The organism is Bacillus sp. B4EP4a, from assembly GCF_006680105.1.
GTDB lineage: Bacteria > Bacillota > Bacilli > Bacillales > DSM-1321 > Peribacillus > Peribacillus simplex_E.
Map to the genome: position 1 here is coordinate 1 of NZ_VHIK01000005.1, position 24,675 is coordinate 24,675.

16 protein-coding genes are annotated in these 24,675 nt (G+C 41.8%); 6 read left to right on the forward strand and 10 right to left on the reverse strand.

Translation table 11 applies throughout. The features are described from left to right. Positions 1 to 237, forward strand: a 237-nt coding sequence (locus FNK51_RS26905) for a hypothetical protein (RefSeq protein ID WP_220126975.1), incomplete at its 5' end; no start/stop codon positions are given. A gap of 83 nt (positions 238 to 320) precedes the next feature. On the opposite strand, the gene FNK51_RS01970 is transcribed toward FNK51_RS26905, so the two are convergent. From FNK51_RS01970 to FNK51_RS01980, 3 genes are all read right to left on the reverse strand, one after another. Further along, entirely contained in the window at positions 321 to 2,390 is a 2,070-nt protein-coding gene (locus FNK51_RS01970) for a SpoIID/LytB domain-containing protein (protein WP_141992290.1), read from the reverse strand. A gap of 337 nt (positions 2,391 to 2,727) precedes the next feature. Then, the gene (locus FNK51_RS01975; protein ID WP_141992291.1) at positions 2,728 to 4,734 is read right to left on the reverse strand and encodes a penicillin-binding transpeptidase domain-containing protein; all 2,007 of its coding nucleotides are present in this window, start codon (positions 4,732 to 4,734) and stop codon (positions 2,728 to 2,730) included. 154 nt (positions 4,735 to 4,888) lie between these two features. After that, positions 4,889 to 6,325, reverse strand: coding sequence for a hypothetical protein (locus tag FNK51_RS01980; RefSeq protein ID WP_141992292.1), 1,437 nt, complete (start codon positions 6,323 to 6,325; stop codon positions 4,889 to 4,891). A 468-nt stretch (positions 6,326 to 6,793) separates the two neighbouring features. Between FNK51_RS01980 and FNK51_RS26330 the strand changes: the two genes are divergently transcribed. Next, positions 6,794 to 6,937 carry a hypothetical protein gene (locus tag FNK51_RS26330; protein WP_179086066.1) on the forward strand — a complete coding sequence of 48 codons (144 nt, stop codon included), beginning with the start codon at positions 6,794 to 6,796 and terminating at the stop codon, positions 6,935 to 6,937. 28 nt (positions 6,938 to 6,965) lie between these two features. On the opposite strand, the gene FNK51_RS01985 is transcribed toward FNK51_RS26330, so the two are convergent. Further along, entirely contained in the window at positions 6,966 to 7,280 is a 315-nt protein-coding gene (locus FNK51_RS01985) for a hypothetical protein (protein WP_098371619.1), read from the reverse strand. Between the two features lie 547 nt (positions 7,281 to 7,827). Here FNK51_RS01985 and FNK51_RS01990 point away from each other — a divergent pair. From FNK51_RS01990 to FNK51_RS27035, 3 genes are all read left to right on the forward strand, one after another. Continuing rightward, positions 7,828 to 8,721, forward strand: a complete 894-nt coding sequence (locus tag FNK51_RS01990; RefSeq protein WP_098371620.1) for a helix-turn-helix domain-containing protein — start codon at positions 7,828 to 7,830, stop codon at positions 8,719 to 8,721. A gap of 636 nt (positions 8,722 to 9,357) precedes the next feature. Then, positions 9,358 to 10,983 (forward strand): hypothetical protein, encoded by a 1,626-nt coding sequence (locus FNK51_RS01995; protein ID WP_098371621.1) that lies wholly within the window; start codon positions 9,358 to 9,360, stop codon positions 10,981 to 10,983. Beyond that, on the forward strand, positions 10,976 to 13,948 hold the full coding sequence (locus tag FNK51_RS27035; protein WP_141992293.1) for a DEAD/DEAH box helicase: 2,973 nt from the start codon (positions 10,976 to 10,978) through the stop codon (positions 13,946 to 13,948). Before FNK51_RS01995 ends, FNK51_RS27035 begins: the two co-directional genes overlap by 8 nt. A 169-nt stretch (positions 13,949 to 14,117) precedes the next feature. Here FNK51_RS27035 and FNK51_RS02005 read toward each other — a convergent pair whose 3' ends face one another. Continuing rightward, on the reverse strand, positions 14,118 to 14,726 hold the full coding sequence (locus tag FNK51_RS02005) for a LysE/ArgO family amino acid transporter (protein WP_141992294.1): 609 nt from the start codon (positions 14,724 to 14,726) through the stop codon (positions 14,118 to 14,120). A 122-nt stretch (positions 14,727 to 14,848) separates the two neighbouring features. On the opposite strand from FNK51_RS02005, the gene FNK51_RS02010 reads away from it, so the two are divergent. Further along, on the forward strand, positions 14,849 to 16,294 hold the full coding sequence (locus FNK51_RS02010; protein ID WP_141992295.1) for an aminotransferase-like domain-containing protein: 1,446 nt from the start codon (positions 14,849 to 14,851) through the stop codon (positions 16,292 to 16,294). Between the two features lie 124 nt (positions 16,295 to 16,418). Here the strand turns inward: FNK51_RS02010 and FNK51_RS02015 are convergent, their stop codons facing one another. The 5 genes from FNK51_RS02015 to FNK51_RS02035 all read right to left on the reverse strand — a co-directional run bounded on the left by FNK51_RS02015 (position 16,419) and on the right by FNK51_RS02035 (position 24,657). Further along, positions 16,419 to 16,835, reverse strand: a complete 417-nt coding sequence (locus FNK51_RS02015; RefSeq protein ID WP_141992296.1) for a hypothetical protein — start codon at positions 16,833 to 16,835, stop codon at positions 16,419 to 16,421. Positions 16,836 to 17,060: 225 nt separating this feature from the next. Next, the gene (locus FNK51_RS02020) at positions 17,061 to 20,798 is read right to left on the reverse strand and encodes a S8 family serine peptidase (protein WP_141992297.1); all 3,738 of its coding nucleotides are present in this window, start codon (positions 20,796 to 20,798) and stop codon (positions 17,061 to 17,063) included. A gap of 207 nt (positions 20,799 to 21,005) precedes the next feature. Next, entirely contained in the window at positions 21,006 to 21,908 is a 903-nt protein-coding gene (locus tag FNK51_RS02025) for an ABC transporter permease (protein ID WP_076368323.1), read from the reverse strand. Between the two features lie 12 nt (positions 21,909 to 21,920). Then, complete coding sequence (locus FNK51_RS02030) at positions 21,921 to 22,925, reverse strand: ABC transporter permease (RefSeq protein ID WP_098371669.1); 1,005 nt, start codon at positions 22,923 to 22,925, stop codon at positions 21,921 to 21,923. 115 nt (positions 22,926 to 23,040) lie between these two features. After that, the gene (locus FNK51_RS02035; RefSeq protein WP_141992298.1) at positions 23,041 to 24,657 is read right to left on the reverse strand and encodes an ABC transporter substrate-binding protein; all 1,617 of its coding nucleotides are present in this window, start codon (positions 24,655 to 24,657) and stop codon (positions 23,041 to 23,043) included. Positions 24,658 to 24,675: the final 18 nt, after the last annotated feature.

A 24,675-nucleotide genomic window follows, 5' to 3' on the forward strand; every position in this document is an offset into this window, starting at 1 on the left:
TTACTCGTGAGTTTGGCGCGTTTACTCGTGAGTTTGTGCCTTTTACTCGTGAGTTTGGCGCATTTACTCGTGAGTCTGGCGCATTTACTCGTGAGTTTGCGCTTTACTCGTGAGTTTGGGGCATTTACTCGTGAGTCTGGCGCATTTACTCGTGAGTTTGCTCCTTTTACTCGTGAGTTTGGCGCGTTTACTTGTGAGTTTGCTCCTTTTACTCGTGAGTTTGTGCTTTACTTGTGAGTTTGCGCCTTTTACTCGTGAATTTGATGAAGAATCTAAATACCATTTATAAAAAAAGACGCCATAATTGACGTCCTCCCCATTCATTTCTTTACATGTTTTTTTAATACATAACCAATTTGGCTTCCCTTTTTCACTTTATACCATTCATCTTGTTGAGCCAGGATCGTTACGGCTTGGTCCCTGTATAGTTTCCCGACCGTTTCAGAAGATGCATTTTTATTTTCTTTAATATATAATTCGCTTGCTGTCACTATTCCCGGGGTCTTTCTAATGGAGACTTTCGTTGAAATGGATTTCTGATTGTCACTCTTATCCTTAGCGGAGATTGTCACCGTATACATCCCGTTGGACATATTTTTGAAATCCCAGGTTGCCGATTGTCTGCCTTTATGGAACTGCCTTTCAGAAAGGATGCCAACAACCTTACCTTTACTGTTTTTAATTTCCACTGTTACATTAGCGTTTTCATTAATTGTATAGGTTATGTTCGCTTTCTCGGTACTATAATCACCCGATGTATTGACATCGGTTATTTTCGGTGCCGACGTATCTTTACTGATCTTAATCGCCATTGTGGCCAAACCTTCATTCCCGCTTCGGTCCATTGCTGATATTTCTGCTTCATATGTACCGTTACTTACCGCTTTTGTGTTCCAGATTGCAGAATGGGTACCCTTTTTCATTGTTAGGTCACGGACTGGGGTAGCTAAGGCTTTCCCTTTACTATCTTTAATCGTGAGTGTTACCACAGCATCTTCTTTTAGGGAGTATGTGATTCCAACCTCATCATTTAAATGATCCGTCTCCGCTTTCATGTTTACTGAATTCGGTTCCGCCTTTACGACAGGTTCCGTTTTAGATCCAGCACCTGGTCCATATTCCTTTTCTATAGTTGTGTCAGGATAATAAAACCACAAAATCTCTTGATATGATTGGCCTGCTTCCGCTCTGTTTTTCGCTCCAAACTGACTTAGTCCGACACCATGCCCATATCCTGATCCTTCAATAGAGATTTTGGAAGGATTGGTAGATGAATGGTCAACCAAATAGCTTTTCATCACCTCTTGCCCGACCATGCCCCTGATTTTGGAAGCCGCTACATTAGTAAGCTTAACCGTTTGCTGCAAAAGTTTACCCCTGTCATCAACGAGATCTCTTACATAGAAATTCAGTTGGATGGAGCCTTTCGTTACACGGCCTCCCGTTTTTTCATCTGTAAATGTTAACAAGGGAATCTCCGTTATTTTAATATCTTTATTCGCATATCCATTATTCTTCAGCCAAACCTTCAGCTTCGGCACAACCGTTTTATCTTTTTCCTCTACACTTGCCCACCATTCTTCCGGTTTAGATAAATCCATTTTTGACAGGTCGATTTGCTGCTTGTCCAGCATTATCTCCCAATTGGTTTTCGAATCATAGAGATCTTCTTTTATAGATAAATATCCAAGGGGGTTGCCACTTGTCCAAACATTTGAATTCGATTCGGTCATTCCTCCATTGCTTGAGGAAAAGAACGCTTCGATTATTTCGCCATCATGTTTGATTACCATGCCCTTTGTCTGTTCAATGGCTGAATTAGTTCGATAGTGACCGGCAGCCCCGCCATATACTTGGTAAGAAACCGTATCATCAATTATTGCGGATTGATGGCGAAGTGCATAAGTTCGGGCGGCAATCGCCTGTGCCTTTAAGGCTTCGGCATGCCATAGAGCGGGCATCTCCAATGGGACAACGCCCTTTAGATAATCTTCCATGTAAACATGATTGATTGGCCGGATGTAACCGTCCTCCGCTGTAAATGAAAATGAGCCAAGATACGGACGGCCGTTTATGGACAATGAAGCATCAGGTTTAACTGGCATAACCTTAAAGGAAGCATAAGATCCCGTTTTCTTAAAACCTTTGTATACGGCAAGTTTACCCGACTCCACTTTCAAAGTCAGATTTTCCCCCGCCTTAATGAATATCTCTCCCCCTGAAGTACTGTAGTCCCCGGTTGCCTTTATTTTGACGCTGGTTCTATTCCCCAAATAATTCTTCAGTTTCACTTCCATCGTTGTATTCTCTTCCGCTGCCGTTGTTTCATGAGAAGGAAATGCAAAAAAAATGATAAAGAAAGCGATAAACAAATACCTTAAACTTCTCATTGCTTTTCATCCTCATTCCTATTCTATTTATCTTTCAAAGAATTTTGAATTAATCCTGTTCAATCCATTGGCATGGATAACGGCCTGGAAGATGTCACAGCTGCAGAAACCCCTGATGATTTCAGGACCACCTGGATCGCGGGCTTACTTGCAGGTACTCTTTTTACATTCTGTATGTACGACTCATTATCCTTCAATTCCAGCTTTATTGTCTTAACAAAATGGAATCCTCAACATGTGAAAAAATAAAAGCAGGACATGTAAGAAACCATGTCCTGCTTTTTAATGGTAAATGCTTGCTGCATTTTTACCCATTTCTGATGGATGACTTTTTTCTTTACTTCAAATACTTTTTCAACACCGGTTTCATATGATCGACAACGACATGGCTGCCGCCTCGTCCTTTTACATCTTCCATCATCCATGCCATGAGAAGTTCCGGGTCTTCTGTGTCCATGGCAACAAACCAGCCATTTTCTGTTCCGTCAGCATTTTTGGATGCCTTGATTTCGGCAGTTCCCGTTTTGGCAGCGATTTTGATGCCAAGATCATCTATTCCATGTCCGCTTCCCTTAGGATGTTCCACCACTTGTGTCAGCATCTTGGTGATCTGATTTGCTTGGTCTGCTGATATCGCATTTTCTTTCCATATTTTCTTTTCTGTTTTATCTCCTGTTATTAACGAAGGTGTCAGGATGTTTCCTTCATTCAAGAAGGCTGAATAGGTCATGGCGAGATGTAGCGTGCTCATTTGGACTTGCGCTTGACCATATCCAGCATCTGCCAAGCGTCCCTCACTGTCGATCTTACCGATGCTCGATGCTTTGATTGGATAATCGTAATTCAAAGACTCATCAAATCCGAATGCCTTGAGTCCATTTGTGAATTTTTCCTTTCCAAGCCCCAAAGCTTTTTGGGCAAAGTAAATATTGTCTGAATAAATTAATGCCTTTTCCATATCGATTGGAACACCGGGGTCCGACACCCTTGTAATGGAATGATCTTTCCATGTCGATTTGGCCCACGTTTTCCCTTGGATATTGATCGACTCTTTCGGATCCACACCATTTTCCAAAGCGATTGCCGCAGTGATGGCCTTAATGGTTGATCCAGGTGCAAACGTCGAACTGAAGCGGTTCAAAAGTGGTTTTTCCGGGTCTTCTTCAAGCGCTTTTTGTTCCGCTTTTGTTATCCCGAAAATATATTTATTAGGATCGAATGACGGACTTGAAACAAGTGCAAGCGTTTCGCCTGTCATCGGATCAATTGCCGATGCCGATCCAGTTTCGTTCTTATATTGCTCGAAGATATCCTTTTGAAGCTCGGCGTCGATGGTCAAGGTAATTGTTTCTCCCTCTTCAGCAGGCTTTTCAGCAATCACTTTTTCTTCACCATCTTCGGTTTTAATAAAGATTTTACCGCCAGGTTCACCTTTAAGCCGTGCTTCCAACACTTCCTCAAGACCTCGCTTGCCAATAACGTCACTTGCGGTATAACCTTTTCCTTTCAATTTCTCCAGATCTTCCGCCGATGCCTCACCGACATATCCAATTAGATGGGCAGTAGCGTCTTTATATGGATATATACGCTCTTCCGTATTATTGACAGATACACCGGCAATGCTCAATAGCTTTTCCAAGGTTGCGGCATTATCATTTGACATTTTCTTGATGGGCACGAAATAGCTTGGCTTTACCCATGATTGTTTTAATTTCTGATTCACTTCGTCGGTGGACATATTGAGGATTCCAGCGACCTTTTTAACCGTTTCGGAGTCGTTGGCCATTTTCTCTGGCACGATCCCCACTTCTGCTACCGTTCCATTCATGGCAAGGCCGCGTTCATTTCGATCGACAATTTCACCGCGAATGGCTGGATACGATTCAACCGATACCTTCTCTCCAGCTTTCAATTGTGGGAATATATAGCTTTCATCCCACTTGATGTACCAATTTTCTTCCTCGCCTTCCCCTTCCTTGACAAGTGTCGCTTTATGGTCAGAGCTGACAGCACCAGCCATAGTGGACATGTCAACGGTATATGAAAGGCTTACCTTTTCTCCATCTTTATGATTTTTCTCTTCTTTAGGCTGTTTATAGTCCACCTTTAATTGGTCGGCTTCTATGCCCGTATAGATTTTTTCATAACGGTTCGCAAATTCATCCGCACTGATTTCTTTCTTTGTCTCAGGTGACAGATACTCGTACATTTTTGCAAAATCTTGTTTATTCCAAAGCTTCGTGTATGCCGCAAAGCGATCTTCAGGACTTGGCTCATCCGAGCATCCGGCCAGAAACAATACGCTCATCAACAATAAGCTGGAAACTAAAACTAGTTTCTTCATGATTTCCTCCTAATGAATAGTTAGAATGATATACCTATAGTTTAGCAAAATATTAGGGGAATGGGGGATTTTGCACGCCGAATTTCTTCATTTTTCTAATTGACCATGTTTTTTCTAAAACAAAAGTCCTGTACAAGTGTACAGGACTTTTATATTAAAGCATTCTTTTTTTTCGGCTTTTTTTCTCTTGCAGCCATTTTTTCAAGAAGAAAAAGCCCAAGATTCCCGAAATGATTAGACCGCTAGTCGTAACAATGACAGCTACCCACTCGTATAAGGTGTAATTCATGTACGCTTTCCACGGCAATTTCCCTTTCCAATCTTCAATATATAGATTCATTCCGAATATCCCGGAAACAACCGTATAAATCGTTAATATTTGCAAGAGATAATTACTGCTTTTCCCAGACAGTTTATCTTGATTTTGATAAAGGTAGGAAAGTGTTTCCTTAACTTCTCTGTAGAGAGCGGAAATCCTGAAGGCTTCATCCGTTTTTTTGAATAGCTCCTTACCGATTGCCGTACTATTGACTTCAGTGAATAAGTACTTTGCAGAAAACTGAGTGATCATGAAAATCAACTGTTCCGTATCCGATTGATCTTTTTCCACATCTATCTGGGAATGTTCATGAGCCAATTTAAGCAGTACGATTTTATAATAGAAGAAAAGCAACACTGTATAAAAATGCTGGCCATACATTTCACTTGCCAGTTCCTTTTCCAATTTACCTGTCGCTTTCGTGACACAAGCGAAATGATACATGCTAGTTACATAATAGGTTTCCTTGCCCCACCTGTCATATACCCTTTCTTGATAATACTTTTCTATATAATCGGGGTTTATTGCGCCAATATATGGCTCACCATCATTGTCATACCCGTTCAGCTCACTGATGCGGAATAAATCATTTTTAGTGATATCACGATTCTCAGGGAATGCAGTATAGCTGACCACGTACATTCTTTCATCGATGAAGAAGGGCAAACTGCCAAAATAAGTCGGGTTCGCTTGTTCTTCATCCATATATTCCTCAATCGGCGGCAATAGTTCATTGAAGATGAAATCCTTCACCTGTTCATATTGATTTTCACGACAGCTTACTTTCGTTTTTTCTTCATCATCAGCAATCGGTTCGAGGATTCGGAATGTATCGCCAAAATAGAGCACATCATCATATGAAAGCTCTTCAGGCAAAGTAATGCGAAGATTCATCATGCCAATATGAAATGGGCATATGAAGATATCTATAGAGTTAATAATAAATGGGGTATTTAGATAGGGTGATTCGAAGGTACAATCAATATCCAGTTTTTTCGTGAAACGCCGCAAGCCTTCCTTCTGTTTTGCATTACCCGGAAATAAAATCGGTTCGATGTATGGCATGAAATACTTTTCCAATTTACGGTGAGAAACTTTATGGCCACCGTAAAATTGATTTTGTTGTTCCATATCTTTCAAGTTCAAAAAAACGAAATTGTCCTCAAACAACTTTTTCACAAACTTTTCAATCATATTTCCTTCAAGCGCAAATGGAAAAATGTACTGCTGGAAAGTTCGCTTTGTGGGATCATTCTTTACTTTCGCAACCATAAAATATATTCCTCCGATTAAACAGCGATAAACATAGGTTTAATTCATCTGTTTCTTATATTTACCCATGTATATACAAACAAAACGAAACATATTGTAGAAATAAAGTGGACAAATTATCCATATAAAAAAAGATCCCTCAAGCAAGTGCTCGGGGGCCATCGAAAAGAGTTCTGCAACCCTCTTCACTTTAGGGTACTAGAAACTGATGTTTCTAATGAAAAATCCGATATTCGGACCATTTTAGCATTTATTTAAAGTATGATAAAACACGAAATTCCTCCATATTTAGGCATTACCACTCATTATTATCTAATTAATCCTTATATACAGGGATTCCCAGAAGAAAATATAACTATAGGAATAATAACGAAAATTTTTTTGTTCATTATTTTTTTCCCTTTATCATGAAAATCACGTTTTAACTAATGAGAAATGGGTAAATAAAAAAAGCAAAGGAGAGACATCATGAAATCCGATAGCAATAAACAACACTTTAAATTTTTTGAAAGAACAAATAACGCTAAACCAAGTGAACGGAAACAAATGAGCGATTTCATCAAAAAAAAGATGAATGCTCAAAACTCTCATTTAAATGGTAAAAACTCATGACGGGTTGGATGTCATGAGTTTTTATCGTTTAAAATGCGATTTCATTTCCCTGAAGGTTGTGCTTTACACATTTCTTGATACCGATTACATTCAAAAAATGTTTAATTTTCTTCATCGAGGTTGCCTGATATTCATCTACAATGGAAAACTCTCTAATATAAGCGATTTTTTCTTGTATATCTGTATCTATATGATCTTGGCTGTATTCTTTTTGATCTGATTTTTTGCATGTGTACACCACAGCTTCACCAATATTCCTGGTTGCCTTATCAAAATAAAAAGAAAACACAATGGCACATTCATCATCGTAAAAAGAGGGTTGAACTTTCATATTAATATCCATCGTTAAACTTACACCTCTCTCCGTTTTGTTATTTACACTATAACAAAATCATTAAAAGGAAATAGGCGTTACAAACTACGCTCACGTTTCTTCCGCACCTAACAAATGGACTTTACACTCCCCATTCATAGATAATTATAACTACAGGAATATGCGTAAAAGAATAATCATTTAATAATAATAAAAAAACATCTTCTAATGAAGATGCTTGAATGATTGATAGGGAAGCTTCAGTACTTATTTATATAAACCTGGAAGTTCTGCGTAAAGGCCTGGTAATTCGCTTGGGACAATAACAAAAGCAGCGATGATAAGAAAAGATACGACTAATGCTTTAGTACTTTTTTTCATAGGTCATTCCTCCTTTTCTTTTAAAAAAATATTGGTTAAAATAGAAAATAATTCTATAGTTATATTTAACCACACTTCTTAAAACCATAAATTTCGACTAAAGATTCTATTTAAACCGTTCAGGACCTGTACATACCGCTTTCACCGATTTTTCATGACAAAATATAACTCTAGGCATATTTTAAGGAGAATCAAAATGGATTTTTTTGCAGTTGGACAAAAGATCAAAGAGCTACGTAAACAAATCGGGCTTTCCCAGGAAGAGTTGGCATCCGGTATTTGTACACAAGCACAGATCAGCAAGATTGAAAAAGGCGATGTCTATCCATATGCATCCACCCTCTACTTAATTTCCCAACGTTTAGGCGTTGATGTGAACTATTTTTTCGATATTGGAATGACCCCTAGGCTGGATTACGTTGAAGAAGTGATTTATCAATTAAAAATAGCCAGAAGAACCCGAAATTATGAGGAAATGCAGCAAATTGTAAAGGCTGAGGAAAACAGTCCCCTATTTCTTCAGAATAAAAAGAATCATCAATTGATTCTTTGGCACAAGGGAATATACGAATATGAAAAAAATAAAGATTTAGATAAAGCCATAGAATTCATTAATCAGGCCATCGCCATTACTCATACGACCGACAAAATATATTCGGAACGGGAGCTTGAAATCTTAAGCAGCCTTGGTGTAATGTATGTTGCCGAAGAACAGTACGAAAATGCATTCGCCTTGTTAAGGAAAGCTTTAGATCACTTGAAAGCCCTACCCTTTTTGACGGATAAAACGCTAAAAACACGCCTATCCTATAATTTTGGCAGAGTGTTAACACGCCTGGTCCGATATGAAGAGTCCATTGCCTGCTGCCAAGATGCCATAAAGTGGTGCCTCGAACATGATCAATTATATGCTTTAGCTGATTTACACTACCATTTAGGTTACAATTTTGAACTCATAGGTAACTTTGAAGAGGCAAAAGAGTACTTGGAAAAGTCAGCGTTTCTATTCAATTTACAAAAGAATCATACCTTTGTTACATTCATAAACAAAAAGTTAGACAGTTGGAAGAATGAAATGAAAATAAATTAATTCTATATTTTTGGCCATTCCCATGGGAATGGCTCCAATTTTTTAAGGAATGTACAATTTGAACGTTGCCTCCAGGCACCCGCTCCAGTCAACTTTGTTTTAACTTTTATATAGAACCCCATTTGCCTACAAACTGAGCCATTCACCAGGAATATGTATAATTTCACACGCATCATTTTCAAAACCTCCATTCTACATTTTAAATTCCAAGCCAAAATGAAGTATAATAAAGAGATGCTTCAAAAAACGCACATTAATAAAAGGTTCCAGCCCCTCATCACTTAGTTTTGTGAAGCGTGATGAGGATGAAGGATTTCAGGCATGGTTAACGTTAATGCCAGTTATTCCTGTTTATATCCGAACCGCTTATATTCAAGGGGATTTTTGACGATATTGACTTTTACAGGGTTTTTATGAATATACGGCTAGAAGCAGTGATGGTTTGTTCGATTAAATGTCTTAGAACGTAAAGAGAACGCCCATGGAAAAAGCCCGGCAATCGATCTCGGGATGTAATATATGCACGGCCCAAGAATAACGGGGGCGGGATTACGATAAGTTAAAGAACTGATGGTTCATGATCATACAAAAAATATAAATTTTGGTAAACAGGGCTTGTCCCTGAAGGAGGAGAGTATGGAGCGGGAGTTGTTGTTAGTTGGGGAGCGGCTGGCGGAATTTTTGGAGGCCGGGGATCCGGAAGATTCGGATGTGGTGAATCAAGGGCTCCAGTTATACCGTCAGGGGCTCGTCGATATTAAAGAAGAAGCGGTGGATACGATTGCGGCTGAGGTACAGGATGGGACACGCTTTAGGGCCAGGCTGAATCTGCTCTTCCCTCAGGATGGAAGCTGTACATGTGATTCAAGGTTCATATGCCGGCATCAAATGGCCGTTTTCTTTTCTGCATATTCTGAACACGCTAGTGTTTCCGAATGGCTGAGCGAATGGAAAGCACCAAAAAACACCTCAACTGCCCAAGCACTGCAGCAAGTCAAACGGGCAAGTGAATTACTTAAACAGGCGGCGGGGAATTCCATCATCTTAGATAAAAGCTACCCATCATGGAAGCAATTCGTCAATGATGCCTTTGCGGAACATGTCGAGCCCCATATAGGCGAGGCTACTTATATGATTGAAAATCATATACAAACTTACTTTAAACGCCTTAGCTCAAAAGCTCCAATGGAAAGGGAATGGAAGTTGCTTTATCATTTCGTTACGCAATTTTGCACGATGCAGCAGACACTAAGAATGATTCAGCTGCATAAAAGTGAGACGCAAACGATCAGGGTCTTTTATGCACTTGCCGTCGACCTAGCAGAAGAGCTGCATGAATCGGTACAGCCGCTTAGCAGGCAAGCGAGGCCCTTCGCCTTTGATCCCTTCGTTTTCAGCATCAAGGAAGATGTAGCTAAACTACTGGATGGAGGAGAAGGCCTGGAATACGAAAAGATCGACCTCTACCGGGAGATATGGAGCTACTTATTCTCCAACTCCTCATGGCGTAAAGAGGAACTGGAACGAATCAATAAAGAACTTCCCGACAAGTATATTGGCACCACTGAGAGGACGTCCTATTCCCTCGCAGCCATTCACCTATCCCTTTTGGAGAGCCATGATAAACAAGCGATTGAGTTTCTTCATGAATTGAAGAAGGAAGCCTGTCCATACATTTTTTATTGGCTGAATCTCCTGGCTGAATCTGACAACCGGTCACGCGCCATCCCTTTTATTGAATTCATCAATAATAATGTCCAGGAATTCCTTGCCGGTTTATCCGATTATTATAAACGGGTAGATTTCGTCCGAACGTTCACGACTTTAATTAACAGTTGCTGTTATAAATTAAAACGGACCGATTTGCTTGAGAAATTTTACAGGGCCACCCTTCCGCACAGCTATTGGAACTATGCAAATTTCCTTTTTGAACAAGGACAATATAAAAAATGGGTGGAGATGCATATTTACTCAGAAATCAGCATTGACTTAATCAGCAGTGAATCCATCAAAGAAGTGGTCTCAAAAGAACCGGAACTAATCCTGCCCCTTTATTATCATGCGGTCCAGGAAAAAGTTTCTTTGAAAAACCGGCCTGCTTATAAGCAAGCTGTCCGTTATTTAAAAAGGATGCGCACCATTTATAAAAAGAGCAAAAAGGAAGACGTATTCGATCGTTATATACTTTATGTAGCAGATTCAACCAAACGGCTTCGCGCTTTCCAAGAAGAACTAAAAAGGGGTAAGCTTATCGATGTTTAATCCAGGGAAATTAAAAATCAAAATAGCGGCTCTCGAAAACGGAACTTACGCCCTTGGTGTCGTCAATGAAGAGAATACCTTCCTCACTACGAATCATATACGCAGGCTGTTATTCAACTGGGATGACGCAAGCTTTTATGGTACTAAAATGACTACGGATATAGTGGATGGAAATCAAGTATTCATTCTTGACGCTTGGGGACTTCTCAACTTTTTTGCTAGGGAAAGCTTTAACTCCTTCATAGAATGGGAATGGTCCGAGTTATCCTCCCTTTGCCTATCAGCAGCGCCCGTTCTTCATGAATCCATTGAAGCCGGAATCCCCGTACCGGATTTCACTAATCTTCAGTTGGACTCCATCGGCTGGAAGCTGCCGGAAGAAGTGGAAGAGGAATTCGTCCCTTCCTTTTGGGAAGAAGAAATATCTTTGGATCTCCCTTCACCTGAACTGGAAACAAACCGTACTTTTATCGAAAAGTGGTATAACGGTGCCGCTAATATGTATTTAAAAAACTATTCACCCATGCAGCATAAATGGAGTGAAGCCGTCGGGGCATTAAAGGATACACGACTTTCTCCCGAAGAATTGCAGGCCTTTTTTGACAAAGACAGCTGGCAGGAATGGCTCGGTACCCTGCCCGATCCCAAGCCATTCACCATAGGTCTCCGTTTAACTGAGCCTCCTGATGGCAATGGGCCTTGGATTCTCGATGTTACCCTTCGTTCAAAAAGGGATGAGAATATCCTTGAAACATATACAGGAAAAAAACTGCCGCGCGGCTGGAATAAGTATGCAAGTGAAGTGGTGCGTGCTACGAAACGCTGGCAACTCGTCGTGCCATGGCTTGGGGAGAATGGCCGTCTGAAAAGGGAGATTTCGGAAACGGATGCATGGGAGTTTCTGACCGACGCAAGCGAAAAGCTCCTGTTTCTTGGCGTCGAAATTCTCCTTCCATCGTGGTGGCTTGCCTTGAAGGAGTCTTCATTGAAGGTCAAGGCGAAAGTGAAGAGCCAATCGAACCGCGGCCCGTCTTATGTCGGGTTAAAAGCTTTAATGGACTTCGATTGGCGTTTCTCATTAAATGGCAAAGAGCTCACCGAGGCGGAGTTCGAGGAGCTCGTCAATGAAAAAAGGCGGCTTGTCTTCATCCGCGGCCAATGGGTCAAGCTTGATCCAGCTTTCATTAAACAAATTCAGGAGCTGATGGAAACAGCTAATGAAAAAGGCATCCAATTGACTGACTTGCTGCAGCAGGAACTGTTGAATGGCATAAATGAAGATGGCGATGACGATTCTGAAAACGACGAAATGCTCCGGATTCAATTTGAATTGAACCAGGAGCTCCGTAAAATGGTTGGAAGACTCCGGGAAACCAAAAACATTTCCATCCTGCCCGTCCCTAATGCACTTCAAGGTGATTTACGCCCCTATCAAAAACTGGGCATGAGCTGGCTCCATTTTTTAAGGGAGCATGGTTTTGGTGCTTGTCTAGCCGACGATATGGGACTTGGAAAAACCGTCCAGATGATTGCCTACCTACTTCATGTGAAAGGCAAAGAAGGAGTGAGTAAAGAGCTCCCCACTGCCCCCAGGGATAAACAAAAAAGTGAACCGATCATTGTCGAAGAGGATAGTAGCACAGAGAGCAGTGATGAGGCTGAGATCATTACCACTACCCCCGAATCCGTCTCTGTACAATCGGCGCTCATCGTCTGCCCGACATCGGTCCTGGGCAACTGGCAAAAGGAATTGGAAAAATTCGCACCATCACTTAAAGTTCACCTTCATTACGGATCGAATCGTGCTAAAGGTGAAGCATTTACTAAACTGGCAGCCGATCATGATATTGTCTTAACATCATATGGACTGACCCACCAAGATGTGGCTGAACTGACCACCATCCATTGGAGCAGCGTTATCCTTGATGAAGCACAAAACATCAAGAATGCCCAAACAAAGCAATCCAAAGCGGTCCGCAAGCTAAACGGCAGACATCATATCGCCTTATCGGGTACGCCGATGGAAAACCGTTTAAGTGAGCTGTGGGCGATTTTCGACTTCATCAACAAAGGTTATCTCGGAACGCTAGGTCAGTTTCAGGAAAAATATGTGGCGACCATTGAGCGTGATGAACAGAAGGATAAAATCAAGGAATTGCAGCGTTTGATACAGCCCTTCTTGCTTCGCCGTACAAAACGCGATAAAGAAGTCGCTCTTAATCTTCCGGATAAGCAAGAACAAAAGGAATTCGTACCGCTTACCACCGAGCAAGCATCGTTGTATGAACAACTGATAAAAGATACATTCACTGATATCGAACAACTGTCTGCCTTTGAAAGAAAAGGCATCATCCTCCAGATGCTGAATAAGCTCAAGCAGCTTTGCAATCATCCAGCTCTTTACTTAAAAGAGACGGAGAAGGAAAACATCATGAAGGCACCTAACCGATCAGGCAAACTCGAGAAGCTGACCGAGATTATCGATGCTGTCCGCGAACAGGATGAAAGCTGTCTCATTTTCACACAATATATCGGGATGGGCAATATGATTAAAGAATTGCTGGAAAAACGATATGGCTTTGAAGTGCCATTCCTGAACGGGAGTGCGAACAAGAAGCAGCGTGATGAAATGATCACCCGATTCCAAGATGGGGAATTCCCCATCTTCATACTCTCGTTGAAAGCAGGCGGCACTGGACTTAATCTTACAGAAGCAAACCACGTGATTCACTATGATCGCTGGTGGAATCCGGCTGTTGAAAATCAAGCCACCGACCGTGCTTACCGAATTGGGCAACAGCGTTTCGTTCACGTTCATAAGCTAATCTGCACAGGGACCCTGGAAGAAAAAATCGACCAGATGCTTGATAAAAAGCAAGCCCTGAACGACGAGATCATCAGCAGTGACAACTGGATCACCGAACTTTCCACAGAGGAAATCAAGGACTTGGTTGCTCTTCAATAACCCGCTCTCACGATATGAAGATGAATGAGGGCAGGTTGTTAGCTACTCAGGACAAAAAAAGGGAGAATGCATATATGATATGCATTCCCCTTTTTTTATACATAAGCGTCCTGTAACTTTTAAACCCTTGAATACCTGGCATGGTCTAGTTCGAATACGTTTATATGATTCAAAAAAGCGATTTCACCATATAGAGAGCTGTGATCCAAATGATGATTGCAGAAATTTTATTTAATATTCCAAGGAATTTCCCGGATGTATCAACCTTTTTCAGCAATCGCCCCGCAAGACATAATCCATGGAACCAGCACCATGACACAAAGATGCACGTTATGGCGAATATCATTTTATCTTTCCCAGAATAAACAAGTGAGCTTGAACCGATTACACCTATCGTATCCAAGATTGCATGCGGATTCAGTAATGAGACTGATAGAGTAAACACAATTTGCTTTTTGGTCGACATCTGCATGGATTGGGCACCTGACTGTGAATTCGATTTGGCAAACCAAATCTGAAAACCCATATACAATAAAAATATAACTCCGATTATGATTAATGTAAGGCGCAACCAACCATATTGCATGACAACCAACGAAACACCTAAAATAGCTAACAGAATGAGCACTGTATCACAAATTGCAGCTGTGATCGTTGCTGGCAATGCTCTTTTTATTGTAGGTTGGATTGCTCCTTGATTAAAAATGAATACATTTTGCACTCCCAACGGAAGTATCAGCCCTAATGCCAATAATAATCCATGAAAAAATGGCCCCATACGAATACCCCCTCCCTTCATATTCAGTATAATGAAAACAACAAAGGAATTAACCATCCAATTGGTTGGTTTTCAATCCAACCAATTTAATGAATATAGAACATGAAAGGAGTGGTTTTCGCATGTTTATCGAATGGAGACCAAACCGGTCTTCCGACCAATCACTTCACCAACAAATAGTAGATTGGGTCAAACAACAAATTACACGAGGGGAATGGCCGGTTGGTACTAAGCTTCCATCACAACGCTCATTGGCCGACTCATTTGGTGTAAACCGAAGTACCCTCATCACAGCCATAGATGAGCTTATTGCAGATGGATTATTGGAAACTAAGATTGGGTCCGGCACATTCGTTTCAAATAATACATGGAATGTGCTCGTCTCCAGCAAACAGCCCGACTGGAAAAACTATGTCCGGAATGGCCTTCATGAACCTAATTTAAAAACGATTCAGGACATTAATCAGTATGAAACGGACACCGCCATCATCAGATTGGGCACGGGCGAACTATCTCCAGCTCTATTGCCTACAAAACAAATCGAAAAGACGTTGCGATCCACTTCATTTGATGCCCACTCATTAGGTTATTCCGAGCCCAAGGGTGATAAGAGACTTCGCCAATGTATAAGTGTTTATTTAGAAACAAAAGGGATCAACGCAAGTCCCAGCTCCCTCATGGTCGTTTCTGGCGGGCTTCAGGCACTCCAGTTGATTTCAGTTGGTTTACTTCAGAAGGGATCGTTGATTTTACATGAATCCCCTTCCTATTTAAATTCCGTTCACCCTTTTCAATCTGCGGGCATGCACTTATTAGGTTTATCAATACAAGGCCGGGAAAGTATTCCGACACAAATAAAGCGCATCAATGGAAGGAAAAAAGCGTCACTGTTTTATACTGTTCCAACGTTTAACAATCCAACAAATACTACATGGACAAAAGAAGAAAGACTAAACCTCCTATCACTATGCAAAAAAGAACAGATTCCTATTATTGAAGATGACGTATATAGTGATTTGTGGTTTGAAAAAGAACCACCGCCGCCTTTAAAATCTCTTGATGCAGATGGCCTTGTATTGCACATTGGCAGTATGTCCAAAACTTTAAGCCCCGGATTGCGTATCGGATGGATTGCTGGCCCGATAACTGTGATTGAACGTTTAGCGGACATTAAAATGCAAATGGATTACGGTTCCAGTGCACTTTCCCAACACCTTGTGGCAGAATGGTTAGCAAATGGTCAATATTCAAGGCATTTAGAGTGGCTAAGGCATGAGTTGATAGATCGCAGAGATTTTACATTAACCCTTCTCGATCAATATTTTAAGGAACTGGCTGAATGGCAAATACCTCAAGGCGGATTTTATATATGGTTAAAATTATGTAAACCCATCGTGAATCCAAACCTTTTCAAGCAAGCGATAAAGGAGAACATACTTCTTAATCCGGGATACATATACGAACCAAATAACCATACACATATACGGCTTTCATATTCATACGCCTCGAAGGATCAATTAGCTTATGGCATCCAAACCCTATCAAAGATCATTCGGCGGATGGTTTGACATTTTGAAGGATAGGAAACGCTCATCATATCGAGGAGCTGCCGTGGCAGCTCCATTATTGAGTAAAGTAACTTATTCGTACGTTCTCATACCCTACAATGTCCTGCAGTTCCAGAAGATGATATCACGGATTAGCAGCTTTCATTTTTACGTTCCGCCCTTTTTGCTGGATGATGAAAAAAGAATGGTGATGGCCATGATTGATCATGATATAATCGAGGATTGCAGTAAGCGCCTCACCCTTATTCGGCTGATACGTCCCTGAATTTTCCTCAATGATGATTTTTTCTTGGTGGGGGTCATAATTAATAGATGTTTTAGCACCTCTTTCAAAAAAAGAAAGGGTTACCCCCTGACATAGAGGAAAATCCTGATAGAGTGAATCTGAGCGGGGATCCTTTTCAAAGGGGGAATGGACGTGCTGAAGTGCATCAAAGAAACTCGGTTTTGTAAGATATGAACTGTCGCTTCCTCTCCTTTCGAATTTCACTGTAATTCCAAGACTACCTACTTTATTGCTGGATTTTTTCTTATAACTCATAGATACCCTCCTTTCAACAGGTTCTTTATACCTAATTCTTTCATACCATTCCATATACCTGCCTGATAATGAAAATACTTCCTCACTAATAGATTTCCATATTTGCACGGTGAAAACGCAGCAAACTACTCCATAAACATCACGAAAGAATTCATACTTCAAATCCATAATCCGGAAATCTTATTTCGTAAAAACAGCCCTCTTGGATAAGAGGGCTGTTTCTCATTATTTTTTAGCTTTATTGATGTTAAAGGATTTCTTCGATTCATTTCCTGCAAGATCGGTCACCTTAAATTCAATCTTGTTGTTGCCTGTTTTAAGCGGCAGCTCTAAATCCTCTATCTTCTTCTTGTAGGCACGCATTTTGTATGGTTCCTTGAATTCATGATAGAATACTTCGCTTCCGTTCAGGTAAAGACGGATTTCATCAAAATTATCCTCTACCGTCACATCCACTTTTGGATTCTTTCCTTTGGCTCCCACAGTTTCCGGTACACCTTTAACTTTTAACCCTGGCTTTGTTGCATCGACCATAATCGTCCGTTTAAAGGAAACCGTGTTATCCCATTTATCGGTTGCTTTAACCGTGAAGCTTTGGACACCATCTACAAATTTCTTTTCATATGAGAATTGATATTTATTATTCGTCTTGTTATACGTTACAGGTACCGTTTTATTGTCGATTTTAAATTCCGTTATTTCCGACGCTTCTTCAATTTCTCCCGTTATTTTGATTTTAGTTTTATTGTTCACGCTCAAGGCTTCAGGACTCTTGATCTTTACAGCTGGTGCATGATTATCGATCGGAGCCGAATCACTTGCTAATTCGGTTTCAGCCGTTTTTTCATTACCTGCATAGTCTATTGCCACAACCTGAACCTTATCCCCTTTTACATCAGGTAGGGTGAATTGTTTCGCATTCGCCGGGAGCGGTTCTTCCATGATGGATGCTCCATCGACTTGTACATCGTAATAAGCAAGCCCTGAACCATTCAAATTATCCTTACCTTGGATGGTCAATACATTACCTTTTTTCGAAATCTTGACTGTCGGCTTTACCGTATCGATTTTGATAGGCATTTTAAACGTCTGCCATTTCGCACCCTCGTAATCTATCATCGCTTTGATTTCAAAATAATAGACCCCATCCTTAGCGAGTGCATTATTGATTTTACCGTCCCATTTACGGGCTGGATCCAGGGTGTATGCAGTCCCTTGTCCGCCATCATAATAGTCCTTACGTACATTATTCTCTGTGCGAAGTTTCCGGACCGACTTGTTTTCACCATTCAATATATTGTATTCTACCTTTTTCGCATTCCTTAAGAATGATAGGACCGGCACGAAGTCATCCTGTGCACCATCACCATTTGGGGAAATTGCAATATTTTTGCCATTGAATGTTTTTCCCGCAGGGTCATAGCCGAGATAAGTGAAATCTTCACCTGCTGTCGATACTCCTCCTGCCATGCCATAGAAAGACTCTTTGTCATATTTAGTGCCATCCAGGATCGGGGCTTTGTCCCACTCTCCTTTAAACCCTACATACGGTACATTTAGTTCCGGATTCGTATCGGCTGGATCCTTCAATGAAATGAACCCTTCAACAAAATATCCGTTTGGAAAGACCTTGTCAATGTCTACAAGAGTTTGAAGGTCATCGCCAAGTACCTTTGCATCGGATATGTCCACTTTCACTTCGAATGTAACCGATTTTTTTGCAGGAACGGTAATCTTATTTGTATTTTTATTATTGATTTTAATCGAAGCGTTCTTAATTTCCTGTGCTTCCAGCTCATTAGCGGAATAACCCAGTTGTCCCTGGATTGCATAGTCCGTTTGGATGTTTCCTTTTACATCATACTTGACCGCTTTGTTGCTGAAGTTTTCAACCTTTAAAGTGAAGGCGAACTTATTGCCGATCTCCTTCATTGCAACCTTCGCTTCTTTCGTGAATGCCTCGGTCACGACAGCAGGTGTGGACAATGCGGATTGCAGCTGCATGACTCCGGCTCCCTGCCTGCGAGGCGAGTAAGGGTTTTCCCAGTCAAGGGCCTTATTGACGACACCCTGATCCGTTAATGGTTTTGAAGTATTCATCATCAGATTCTTAGCTAAATTAGCCCGGGCAGATCCATCTAATTTAAATTCTTTATCCACTCTTTCAAGAACCAGTGCCGAGCCTCCGGAAACATGTGGTGCCGCCATCGAAGTACCGCTCATCATTCCATATTCATCGTTGTTCAGCGTCGAATAAATTTGTCCGCCCGGAGCAGTGATTTCTGGTTTGAAATCCAAGTTCGGTGCGACTCCCCATGAACTGAATGAGCTCATTTTCCCTGCTTCTGGATTTACAGCTTTTGTTTTATCGCCATTAAAGGTAACCTTCACCTTTTCGCCATCCGTTAAGGCCGATTTCAGCTTTGCACCATCCGATTTCAACATGAACAGCTGAGGAATGGTGATGCTTGGATCTGTGGCCATGGAAATATATCCGTCAGCATTATTGTAAATGATGACTCCTGTCGCTCCTGCTGCCTGGGCATTTTGCGCCTTTTCTATAAAAGAAAGCGTGCCTCGCTCGATGAGGACGAACTTGCCTTCAACATCCACTTTGGAAAGCTCCTCCGGCGTCCCAAGACCTGCAGCCACCAAGTCATGTGTTTTATCCTTCAAAGTATTGGGATGTACGCTTGAAGCCGACATGAACGGAGCTTTACCTGCTTGTCCATTTATATCATAAGTCGCTGCATCCAAATCCATATAGTTATTCTCTACCGATGCCACTTGTACAGAATCGTAAGCAAGCCCAGGTGAACCTGAAACGCCAATATCCGGGTTCGAGGCCGATGGGTTTGCAAATCCATTTCCAAAGTGCGCCGAGTTTCCTGCTGAAATCGACATGAGGATCCCATTATCAACAGCCCTGGATACCGCCTGCTGCTCCGGATCTTCTGCCGATACAAAACCTGCAGTGGAGCCAAGGCTCATATTCAGCACATCCGCCCCAAGGATAATGGCATCGTCAATCGCCTTAATGTATATATCGCCCCATGTTGTCTGCATGTCGGGATCATTCCCGAAGACCTTTAGAGCAAGCAGCTGGGCTTCAGGAGCAACCCCTTTAATGCCGCCGTTCTCTTCATCTCCATTGGCACCAGCCGTACCTGCTACATGCATTCCATGCATGGAAGCCCCTTCACCAAGGTCAAGGATTTCTTCATTTTCATCCATGTAATTGTATCCATAAGGCACCTTCGCCGTATAATAATTGCCTAATAGATGGCTAGATTCCTTCATCCCGCTTATTTCACTTTCAGTCAGTTCAGCCTTAGTCTCGTCGTTCAGGACCATATCACGGTGAGATGGGTCGATTCCAGTATCAATAATCCCGACGACCATCCCTTCCCCTTTATATCCATATTCCCGCCAAGCTTCCTGGGCTTGGACAAGTTCTTTACTATAAAGCATCTCGGGTTTTTCTACAGGACGTTCATATTCATTCGCAATATGTACTTCAGCAACTTCAGGCATGGCTTCCACCTTTTTGATTTCACCATACTGAAGTTCACCACTGAACCCATTGACGACTGTCGTAAAACTTTCAAGTTCCTTGAAAGCTATTTTTTTCTCTTTCACCTTTTTTTTCAATTTCTTTTGATTAGCTAGCTTTTCGGACTTTAATTGTTGTTTCTTATTTTTTGATAACTGTTTAAAAAGTTTTCCTTCTTTCGAAGCTGTTTCTATTGCCGGGGCTTCCTTCATCTCTACGATGACCCTGACCTTCTCATTGCTTTTGTATTTCTTCCCCAAATCATTTTTCTTCAGCTTTATAATACTTTCCTGATTCTTCTTACCTGCATCGCCTGAGCCTGTCGGGGGATCTGGGAGCTTGGCTGCGGAAACGCTTGCAGTAAATACTAATAGAAAGATTGCTAGAATGGACAAGCTGCGTTTAATCACTGAACTTTCCTCCTCTAAAATAATCAATTTTTGGAATATTCTTACTGAGTATAAAAGTATCACAACTTTTGGGGTGATTTTAAGGGGTAATAGTCACTATTTTCCTATTTCGAACTAGGATTATGTTATTATTTTTCATATTTTAATAGATTTACAAGATAAACGACAAAAAGATGGTGATGTTAAACTAACATCACCCTTTTACTTCTAGTTTTTCATTCTTGGATCCAATGCATCGCGCAGCCCATCCCCCATTAGGTTAAAGCCGAGTACCGTAAGCATGATCGCAAGGCCAGGGAAAAGAACCGTCCATGGTGCCTGAATGATGAACGCCCTGGAATCAGCAAGCATTTTTCCCCACTCTGGTGCTGGCGGCTGTGCACCGAGACCGAGAAAACCCAGTGCTGCACACTCAATTATGGCAGTTGCAATCGCCAAGGTACCTTGAACGATGATCGGTGCAAGACTATTAGGAAGGACGTGGTGAAGGAGAATGCGGCCATCCCCCATTCCAATTGCCTTCGCAGCCGTTACATATTCCTCTTCTTTCACCGTTAAGACCCGTGAACGTAAAAGCCGGCCGAATATCGGGACATTGACGATGGCGATGGCAATAAGTGCGTTGCGAAGGGAAGGTCCCAAAACGGCTACGACAGCAATGGCAAGCAAGATACTTGGAAAGGCCAAAATGATGTCAAAGACCCTCGATATGATCGTATCTATCCACTTGCCGTAGTAACCGGCAATGATTCCTAAAAAAGACCCAACCACGACAGATCCGGCAACAGATAAGAAGCCGACCCCTATTGATATGCGCGAGCCATAAATGACCCTGCTCAAAATGTCACGTCCAAATTCATCCGTTCCGAACCAATGCTCCGCAGACGGGGCCAAATGTTTATCACTTAGCTTTTGCCCCTCAAATGAATATGGTGCAATAACGGGCGCGAAGATGGCGATTAAGATAAAAAATGCAACAATCCCCAGACCCACAAGGGCTACCTTATTTTTCCTAAAACTTTTCCATCCTTCCTTCCAGGGAGAGATGACTTTTTCCTCTGCCTCTTTTGGAGGAAGGATTGGCGAAGTATTCGTTGCTATTTCAGGCATGAGTTTCCCTCCCTATTTATACTTAATCCTAGGATCGATCGCTGCATACAACAAGTCCACAACTAGATTAATCATGACAAACAAAAAGGCGATGACGAGAATTCCGGACTGTATCACCGGATAATCCCGAGATAGTATTGCATCATAAATATATGTACCGATACCTGGCCACCCAAAAATGTTTTCCGTTAATATGGCGCCGCCTAAAAGTAATCCTGTCTGCAGGCCGATAACCGTCACCACTGGAATCAGGGCATTCTTAAGGGAGTGCTTGTAAACAACCCAAAACATTCTCATTCCTTTAGCACGAGCCGTACGAATAAAATCCGATCTCATAACTTCCAGCATGGACGAACGTGTCATCCTTGCAATAATGGCCATCGGAATGGTCGCAAGCGCAATCCCCGGCAAAATGAGATGTTTGATCACCTCGAAAAACTGATCAACCCTGCCAGCCATGAGTGTATCCATCAAATACAGCCCGGTTATGGCTTCAACGGGATCCCTGATATTATCCCGCCCTGTCGTCGGAAGTAAATCCCATTGAATTGAAACGATGTATTGCTCCATTAATCCCAGCCAGAAAATAGGCATGGACAAACCAATCAACGCAATCACCATGGCGACATAATCAAACCATGAGTTTTGAAACCAAGCTGATATTATCCCTGCATTCACGCCTATGACCACGGCGATGATCATGGCGATCAAGGCCAGTTCTATCGTGGCCATTAGGTATGGCCCAATTTCTTCAGAAACCGGACTATTCGTTTTTAACGAAACACCCAGGTCTCCCTTTAACAGACCTGATAAATAATCCCAAAACTGAATGAACCAAGGTTTATCCAGACCTAGTTCCTTTGTCATTGCAGCGACTGCCTCTTCCGTTGCTTGCTGCCCTAAAATCACCTGTGCTGGATTTCCAGGAATCGCCCGAATCATCATGAATACAATAAATGCCATTCCGAGTAACACTGGAATGAGAGATCCTAAACGTCGTACGGTATAGGAAAACAAAACAATCACCCGCCTTTTAAATAAGGGTCCTTCGAAGCGCCCTTGATCATTTTGAAATACATTCCATAACAAAACCGGGAAGCATGCAAGACTCCATACTACCCGGTTCGTACGGTTAATTTTCTAGTGAAACATTAACAAGGGATTGTGAACCAGTTGGATGTGGAACAAACCCTTTGACCGTCTTAGATCCGGCTAACTGCGGTAAAGAGTGTACAAGCGGAACCCATGGAGCATCATCATGGATGATTTCCTGTGCTTTTCCATACAGCTCATTTCGCTTGGCTTCATCTGCCGTGGACTGAGCTTCGATCAGCAGTTTATGGACCTCATCGTTTGCGTAACGGGCATAGTTGTTGGAGCCGATATTATCTTTATCCAATAATGTATAAAGGAAGTTATCCGCATCTCCATTATCGCCTGTCCAGCCCATCATGAAGGATTGGGCTTCACCAGCCTGCACTTTCTCTAAATATGCAGCCCATTCGTACGAAACGATATTCGCTTCGATGCCGACTTGTTTTAGACTTGCTTGAATGGCCTCAGCCACTTTTTGACCATCTGGCATATATGGGCGCGGTACCGGCATTGCCCATAGGTCCATTTTAAATCCGTCTTCAAGCCCAGCTTTTTTCAGCAGTTCTTTCGCCTTTTCTACATCGTAATCATAGTCTTCGACTTTATCATTGTAGCCAGAAACGGATGGCGGCATAGGATTCTTGGCAGGCTCTGCTGTGCCTTCATAAAAATTATCAATGATTTCCTTTTTATTGATCAAATGCGAAATGGCTTGACGCACTTCTTTCTTGTCGAATGGCGCTTTCTCAACATTAAAAGCAAAGTACCCGACGTTCATGGATGCACGTTCGAATATTTGCAGGTTTTCATCTCCTGTAACCTTACTGATATCACTTGGGTTCAACCCGTCCATCAGGTCGATTTCACCCTTGATTGCAGCATTTAAACGCGCAGAGTTATCTTTAATGACCTTAAAGGTGATTCCATCAAGTTTCGGCAGTCCTTCTTGCCAGTAGTCATCGTTTTTCACAACTTCAATCGTATCGCCAGGTTTCCATGATTTGAATTTGAAAGGACCTGTACCAGATGGATTTTTAGTGAAGTCATCACCCTCTTTTTCAATTCCAGCCGGACTGGCTATTGCAAATGTAGGCATGGCAAGGTTTTTCAGGAACGGCGCCTGCGGACGGTTCAAAGTGAATTCCACCGTGCTGGCATCGATCGCTTTTACTTCTTTGATAACATGGCCTTCATCACCTTCAAATCCTCCGAACATGGAGGCATAGTAAGCAAATTTACCCTCATCCTTACTTTTTGCCCAACGTTGAAAGTTTTTTACGACTGCATCTGCATTGAAATCCGTACCATCATGGAACTTGATTCCGGTTTTCAATTTGAATGTGTATGTTTTTGCGTCATCGGACACTTCCCATGATTCTGCAAGACCCGGATTGATTTCCGTATCATCTTCCCCATATTTCACAAGCGTTTCAAAAATCTGCTGTGTGACGATGAATGATTCCCCATCGGTTACGATAGCCGGGTCAAGACCGACAGCGTCTCCGCCTTTACCGTATATCAATACGCCGCCCTTCGCTTCACTCGATCCCCCTTTACCATCATCTTTTTCTTTTGATGTAGACGAGGAGCATCCCGCAAGCGCTAGCGAAAGAGCCAGGATACTAGTCAGCAATAATGCCAATGTTTTCTTCATATTCTTCCTCCTTATTAT